The sequence below is a fragment of the Umezawaea sp. NPDC059074 genome, from assembly GCF_042738955.1.
In the GTDB taxonomy this organism is placed as follows: Bacteria; Actinomycetota; Actinomycetes; order Mycobacteriales; family Pseudonocardiaceae; genus Umezawaea.
On the sequence record NZ_JBHYHC010000127.1, the window covers coordinates 20,562 to 27,616 of the forward strand.

Here is a 7,055-nt window from a genome sequence, read left to right on the forward strand (position 1 = left end):
TGCCTTGATAGTCAAGATTGGTGACTAACGTGATGCGTGCCGCCTACTACGAGAAGCAGGGCCCGGCCCACGAGGTGCTGCGGGTGGGTGACGTGCCCGTGCCCGAACCGGGGCCGGGCGAGGTCCGGGTCCGGGTGGCGGTCTCGGGCGTCCACGTCGGGGACGTCGGGAAGCGGCACGGGTACTGGGGTTCCACGATGGCGTTCCCGCGGGTCGTCCCGCACGGCGACGGCGCGGGGACGGTCGCCGCGGTGGGCGACGGCGTGGACCCGGCCAGGGTGGGCGAGCGGGTGTGGGTGTACCTCGCCCAGTCGTACCGTCCTTTCGGGACCGCCGCCGAGTTCGTGGTCGTCCCCGCCGCGCACGCCGTGGTGCTGCCCGCCGACGTCGACCTCGACCAGGGCGCGGTGCTGGGCATCGCGGGGATCACCGGGCACCGCGCGGTCTTCGCGGACGGCCCGGTCGACGGCCTCACCGTGCTCGTCACCGGCCCGCTCGGCGGTGTGGGCCGCGCCGCGCTGGCCGTGGCCCGGCGCGGCGGGGCCACGGTGATCGCGACCGTGCGCCACGGCGACCAGGTCGACGAGGTGCTGGCCGCGGGAGCGCACCACGTGGTCCGGCTCGACGAGGACGACGTCGTGGGCCGGATCCGGGCCGTCGCGCCGGACGGGGTGGACCGGGTCGCGGAGATCGACCTGGCGGGGAACGCCGCCCTCGACGTCGAGGTGCTGAAGGTCGGCGGTGTCATCGCCACCTACGCGACCCGTGACGCGGAGGCCGCCGTGCCGTACTGGCCGTTGGCGTTCAAGAACACCACCGTCCGGTTCCTGAGCAACGACGACTTCCCCGAGGAGGCGAACGAGGCCGCGGCGGCGGACCTGACCGCCGCGCTCGCCGCGGGCGACCTCCGGTACCCCATCGCGGCGCGCTACCCGCTCGACGCGATCGCCGACGCCCAGGACGCCGCTGAACGGGCGGGCGCGGCGGGCCGGGTGGTGGTCGAGCTCTAGGCGGCCCGGTAGAGGTCCCGGACCTCGGGCAGTCGCCGGTAGCCCGCCGACTCGTAGGTGGCGACGCCGCCGACGTTGGAGCTGGGCGTGCAGACGAGCGCGCTCGACGAGCCCAGTTCCCTCAGCGCGGCCGCCGCGGCTACGCAGATCGCCTTCCCGTGGCCCCGGCCCCGGTGGTCGCGGTGCACCCCCATCGGTTCGAGCAGCCCCGGCCTCCCCGGACCGGCCGACCACACCGTCACCGCCGCCACGGCGTCACCCCGGTCGTCGTACGTGACCAGGCAGCGGGCGTCGGCGTAGGCGACCCCGGCCGCCATCTCCCGCCAGCGCTCGTCGGTGAACGTCGACTTCTCGAACGCCGACCGCTGCACGGCGGCCCGCACGTCCGCCCGCTCGGCCCCGACCACCTCGACCCGCACGCCGGGGTCCGCCACAGGTTCCTTGAGGTCGAAGCGCAGTGGTGTCCACGGCTCGTCGGGGCTCCAGCCCTCCTCGGCCAGCCGGTCCTGGAGCAGCGCGTCCAGCGGCGCCTCGACGGCCACCCTCCCCGCGGGCAGCACCCCGGCTTCCGGCGTGATCAGGTCGTTCACCAGCCTCCGGGTCAACTCCTCGTCTCGCCTGGCGTCCGGCGCGGTCGTCAGTCGCAGCAGGTCCGGCCCGTCCAGCAGGCCGACGGCGAGCACCCGCCCGTCCCGGCTCCAGGTGCGCACGGCGGCGGTCGTCGCGTCCGCGCCGAACCGCTGGAACCAGCCCAGGTCACCGGGGTGCAACTGCATCGCCGAGCCCTCGTGCTGCCACTCCCGCAGCGCCTCGACGGCCCTGCTCACCTCGTGGACCCCGCGTTTGCCCGACTCGATCCCCATGGCCCCGATCACACACCACGGCCGTGCCGCGGTCATCCGATTTACGGCCGCGTAGTTGAGGAATCAATCATCGTGGCGGCGCGTTTCCACGGGCGTGAAGAAAATCGGCTTCCTCTCGTTCGGGCACTGGTCCGACAGCCCGCACTCGCAGACGAGGACGGCGTCGGACGTGCTCCTGCAATCCATCGACCTCGCCGTGGCGGCGGAGGAGCTGGGCGCGGACGGCGCCTACTTCCGCGTGCACCACTTCGCGCGGCAGCTCTCGTCGCCGTTCCCGCTGCTGGCCGCGATCGGCGCCAAGACCGAGCGCATCGAGATCGGCACCGGCGTGATCGACATGCGGTACGAGAACCCGCTGTACATGGCCGAGGACGCCGGGGCCGCCGACCTGATCGCCGGGGGCAGGCTCCAGCTCGGCATCTCCCGCGGATCGCCCGAGCAGGTCATCGACGGGTGGCGGTACTTCGGCTTCGAGCCCGCCGAGGGCGACACGGAGGCCGACATGGCGCGCAAGCACGCCGACGAGCTGCTGACCGTGCTGCGCGGCGAGGGGTTCGCCCAGCCGAACCCGCGGCCCATGTTCGCCAACCCGCCGGGGCTGCTGCGCGTCGAACCGCACTCGGAAGGGCTGCGGGAGCGGATCTGGTGGGGCGCCAGCTCGAACGCCACCGCGGTGTGGGCGGCGGAGCAGGGCATGCACCTGATGAGCTCGACGCTGAAGACCGACGAGGGCGGGGCCCCGTTCCACGTGCAGCAGGCGGAGCAGATCCGGACGTTCCGCAAGGCGTGGGCGGACGCCGGGTGGGAGCGCGAGCCGCGCGTCTCGGTGTCGCGCAGCGTCTTCGCGCTCACCACGGACCTCGACCGCGCGTACTTCGGCCACAGCGGCAACGCCGACCACGTCGGCTACATCGACGCGAGCACCAAGGCGATCTTCGGCCGCACCTACGCCGCGGAGCCCGACGAGCTGGTTTCGCAGCTGGCCGAGGACGAGGCGATCGCCGAGGCCGACACGCTGCTGCTGACCGTGCCCAACCAGCTCGGCGTGGACTACAACGCGCACGTGCTCGACAACATCCTCACCCACGTCGCGCCCGCCCTCGGCTGGCGCTGACGCCCGGCACCCGCCTGCGCGGACGGTCCGTCCGCGCAGGCCGGGTCAGCGGACGGTGAGGGGCAGCCAGTCCTTCGAGGTGGTCGTTATATTGGCAACAGTATTCGGGTAATGAATACCCGGTCACTCCCCGGCGTCGATCCATGACCGAACGGGCAGAGATCCGTGCCCGGACGCGCGGGCAGGTTGTCACCCGACCACCCCGTCGTTGCTCACCGGCCGTTACCTCTCCGCAACCCAGCGCGTCCACCATCGCTCTTCGTCCCTGGACGAGGAGGCACGATGAAACGCCGTTCCCTGCTGAAGGCCGCCGCCGCGGGCTCCGGCCTGGCCCTGCTGCCCGTGAGCCTGCGCCGCGCGCTGGCGGAGGAGGTGCCCGCGGGAGGGCTGGACGCCGTCGAGCACGTCGTGGTGTTCATGCAGGAGAACAGGTCGTTCGACCACTACTTCGGCACGCTGCGCGGCGTGCGCGGCTTCAACGACCCGACGGCGATCACGCTGCCCGACGGCGGCTCGGTGTTCCGCCAGCCGAACGGCTCGGGCCACCTGCTGCCGTACCGCGTGGGTGACGAGTTCATGTCCGGCACGCCCCACGGCTGGGCGGACGGGCACCGGGCGTGGAACGACGGCCGCCACGACCAGTGGGTCGCGCAGAAGGGCGTGCGCACCATGACCCACCTGGACCGCGCGGGCCTGCCGTTCTACCACGCGCTCGCCGACGCCTTCACGATCTGCGACGCCTACCACTGCTCCGAGGCGGGGCCCACCAACCCCAACCGCTTCTACCTGTTCTCCGGGACCATCGGCTACGAGCCGGGCACCACCAAGCGGGCCATCGGCAACGACAGCTGGCAGAACCCCGGCCACACCGGCTACACGTGGTCCAGCTACGCCGAGCGGCTCCAGCAGGCGGGCCGGTCGTGGCGGGTCTACCAGGAGTGGGACAACTACGGCGACAACTCCCTGGACTACTTCGCCTCGTTCCTCGCGGTGGGGCGCAAGGCGTTGGCCGCCACCAAGGACTCGGCGGGCAAGCCGTACGCGAAGCTGGAGTACTTCTACTACGACGTGGCGTCGGCGTCGGCCTCCCGGCGTGACGAACTGCTGGCCCAGCTGGACAAGGGCGTCGCGGCGCTGTCGACCGCCGACCGCTCGCTGTACGACCGGGGCCTCGCGCGGCAGCGCACCGGGCAACTGGCGCCGGTGTTCCGCGCGGACGTCGCCGCCGGGCGGCTGCCCGCCGTGTCGTGGATAGTGGCGCCGGAGTCGCAGAGCGAACACCCCGACTGGGGGCCGAACACCGGCGCGGACCTGGTGAAGCAGGTGCTGGACGCGCTCGCCTCGAACCCGGAGGTGTGGCGGAAGACGGTGTTCCTGCTCAACTACGACGAGAACGACGGCTTCTTCGACCACATCCCGCAGCCCGCGCCGCCGGTGTCGGCGTCGCAGGGCCTCTCGACCGCGCCGGTGACCGACGAGCTGTACGACGGCTGGTCCATCGGCCTCGGCCAGCGCGTGCCGCTGCTCGTGGTGTCGCCGTGGAGCCGGGGTGGGAAGGTGTGCTCCGAGGTGTTCGACCACACCTCCGTGCTGCGCCTGCTGGAGCGCTGGACCGGCGTGGCCGAACCGAACATCTCCCCGTGGCGGCGCGCGGTGTGCGGCGACCTCACCTCGGCGCTGGACCTGTCCGCGACCGGCGGCTACCCGCCGCTGCCCGCCCCGCTGCCCACCACCGGCCCCCGCCCCACCTCACCCACTCCGCCCGGCACGCAGACCATGCCGGTCCAGGAGTCCGGCGTCCGCCCGGCCCGCCCGCTGCCGTACGTGCTGTCGGCGTCCGGCCGCGTGGCGGCGGACAAGTTTTGGATCGACTTCGCCTCGTCCGGCACAGCGGGAGCGCACTTCTACGTGTACGCCAACGCTTTCCGCACGGACGGACCGTGGCGCTACACGATCGGGGCGGGCAAGACCCTCACCGACTACTGGCAGGCCGGATCGCCGACCGGCTCCTACGACCTGACGGCGTTGGGCCCCAACGGTTTCCTCCGCCGCTTCGCGGGCAACCGCGTCACAGCGACCTCCGGCGGCGCGAACCCCGAGGTCACCCTGCGCTACGCGCCCGCGGACGCCTTGGTGTGGCTGACGATGAAGAACACCGGCGGCGCACCGTGCACGCTGACCGTGCGCGCGAACAACCGCGCGGGCGGCCCGTGGACCTACACCCTCGCCCCCGGAGCCACCACCGAGGACTGGTTCAGCGTCGGCCGCACCTCGGGCTGGTACGACCTCACCGCGACCGGCCCGGACGGCTTCGCCCGCCGCTTCGCGGGCCACGCCGAAACCGGCCAGGAAAGCACCTCGGACCCGGTGATGGGCTCCGGAACGCTCACCGGGACGACGCAGGTGTCGACAGGCGAGGTGCGGGTGGACCTCGGCTTCTCCCGAACGGTCACCGCGGTCACCTGCGTCCCCCGCCAGACGGGCCCGTACGAGGTGCACGTGAGCACCGACGGCACGTCGTGGGGGAGCCCGGCGGCGACCGGCACGTTCACCGGCACCGCGGCCACGACCGTGCGCCTGTGGCCGGGCGCGGCTCGGTACGTGCGGGTGCGGGCGGCGGTGTCGGGGGTGACGGCGCTGGGGTGGTGATCGGGCCCGGTCGATCCAGCCATTCGACGGAAACCCGTCGCTGTTCCCCGCAGTAGGCTCGAATCGGCGCTCTTCCGGCGGTGGTGCCAGGAGTCGGGGGAGTATTTCCATTCGGGGAGGAATACGTGGACGCGACTCGGTCCGAGCCTTTGTCCTATCCGTTCAACCGGGCGGACACGTTGGAGCTGGACGAGCGGTACGCCAAGTTGCGGGCGGAAGCGCCGATGGTGCGGGTGAGGCTGGCCTACGGCGACGAGGCGTGGTTGGCGACGCGGTACGAGGACGCGCGGTTCGTGTTGGGGGACGCCCGGTTCAGCCGGGTGGTGCCGTCGGGGCGGGACGAGCCGCGGATGGGGGAGCACAACGTGGCAGGCGGGATCCTGGCGATGGACCCGCCGGAGCAGACGCGGATCCGGCGGCTGGCCACGAAGGCGTTCACGCACCGCGGCGTCGAGGGGTTGCGGCCGGTCGCGGTGAAGGTCGCCAACGAGCTCGTGGACGCGATGATCGCGCACGGGTCGCCGATCGACCTCGTGGCGAACTTCGCCGTGCCGCTCCCGGTGACGATCATCTGCACCCTGCTCGGCGTGCCCGTGCAGGACCACGCGCTGTTCGCCAAGTGGTCCGAGGGCTTCCTGTCCGCGACCGGGCTCACGCCGGAGCAGGTCGCCGAGTGCCAGGTGAACCTGTGGCAGTACATGGCCGCGCTGCTCGCGGAGCGCACGGCCGAGCCGCGTGACGACCTGCTCAGCGCGTTGGCGCAGGTCCGGGAGGCCGACGACCGGTTCAGTGGGGACGAGATCCTGCAACTGTCGGCCGGTCTGCTCGCGGCGGGCCACGAGACGACGATGAGCCAGATCCCGAACTTCGTCCTGACGCTGCTCGACCACCCCGCCGAACTCGCGCGGATCAAGGCCGACCCGGACCTCATCCCGCAGGCCGTCGAGGAGCTGATGCGCTACATCCCCCTCGGCATCGGCGCGGCCTTCCCGCGCTACGCCAAGGAGGACGTCGAGGTCGGCGGCGTGGTCGTGGAGGCCGGTGAGCCGGTGCTCGCGGCGCTCGGGTCGGCCAACCGCGACGACGCCGCGTTCCCCGACGCAGACAGGCTCGACGTGACGCGGCAGGGTGGCGCGCACATCGGGTTCAGCCACGGCTCGCACCACTGCCTGGGCGCTCCGCTTGCCCGGATGGAACTCCAGGTCGCGCTGGAGACGCTCGTGGGCCGCCTGCCGAACCTGCGCCTCGCCGTGCCCGTCGAGGAGCTGACCTGGAAGCGCGGCGGGTTCATGCGCTCCATGCTGGAGATGCCGGTCAGCTGGGGATAGGACGGAGAGCCGGACGCCGCGGGGCCCGCCGGGCACCGCGGCGTCATGACAACGGATGTCCGGTTCATTGGTCCACTTGGCCCTTCACTTC

5 protein-coding genes are annotated in these 7,055 nt (G+C 72.3%); 4 read left to right on the forward strand and 1 reads right to left on the reverse strand.

Going from position 1 to position 7,055, the window contains the following annotated elements:
* Positions 1 to 20 precede the first annotated feature (20 nt).
* Positions 21 to 1,010: an NADPH:quinone reductase gene (locus tag ACFWW9_RS37040; RefSeq protein ID WP_390387031.1), complete on the forward strand. Its 990-nt coding sequence runs from the start codon at positions 21 to 23 to the stop codon at positions 1,008 to 1,010.
* On the opposite strand, the gene ACFWW9_RS37045 is transcribed toward ACFWW9_RS37040, so the two are convergent.
* A complete protein-coding gene (locus tag ACFWW9_RS37045) occupies positions 1,007 to 1,873 on the reverse strand; it encodes a GNAT family N-acetyltransferase (RefSeq protein WP_390387033.1) in 867 nt (288 codons plus the stop codon). The two genes, ACFWW9_RS37040 and ACFWW9_RS37045, sit on opposite strands and share 4 nt — an antisense overlap.
* 94 nt (positions 1,874 to 1,967) lie before the next feature.
* On the opposite strand from ACFWW9_RS37045, the gene ACFWW9_RS37050 reads away from it, so the two are divergent.
* From ACFWW9_RS37050 to ACFWW9_RS37060, 3 genes are all read left to right on the forward strand, one after another.
* On the forward strand, positions 1,968 to 2,987 hold the full coding sequence (locus tag ACFWW9_RS37050; RefSeq protein ID WP_390387034.1) for an LLM class flavin-dependent oxidoreductase: 1,020 nt from the start codon (positions 1,968 to 1,970) through the stop codon (positions 2,985 to 2,987).
* A gap of 282 nt (positions 2,988 to 3,269) precedes the next feature.
* A complete protein-coding gene (locus ACFWW9_RS37055; protein ID WP_390387036.1) occupies positions 3,270 to 5,636 on the forward strand; it encodes a phosphocholine-specific phospholipase C in 2,367 nt (788 codons plus the stop codon).
* A 125-nt stretch (positions 5,637 to 5,761) separates the two neighbouring features.
* A complete protein-coding gene (locus ACFWW9_RS37060; RefSeq protein WP_390387038.1) occupies positions 5,762 to 6,964 on the forward strand; it encodes a cytochrome P450 in 1,203 nt (400 codons plus the stop codon).
* Positions 6,965 to 7,055 lie beyond the last annotated feature (91 nt).

Excerpts from the sequence above, each read along its gene's own strand:
- ACFWW9_RS37045 (WP_390387033.1), bottom strand. The coding sequence starts at position 1,873 with ATGGGGATCGAGTCGGGCAAACGCGGGGTCCACGAGGTGAGCAGGGCC.
- ACFWW9_RS37055 (WP_390387036.1), top strand. The coding sequence starts at position 3,270 with ATGAAACGCCGTTCCCTGCTGAAGGCCGCCGCCGCGGGCTCCGGCCTG.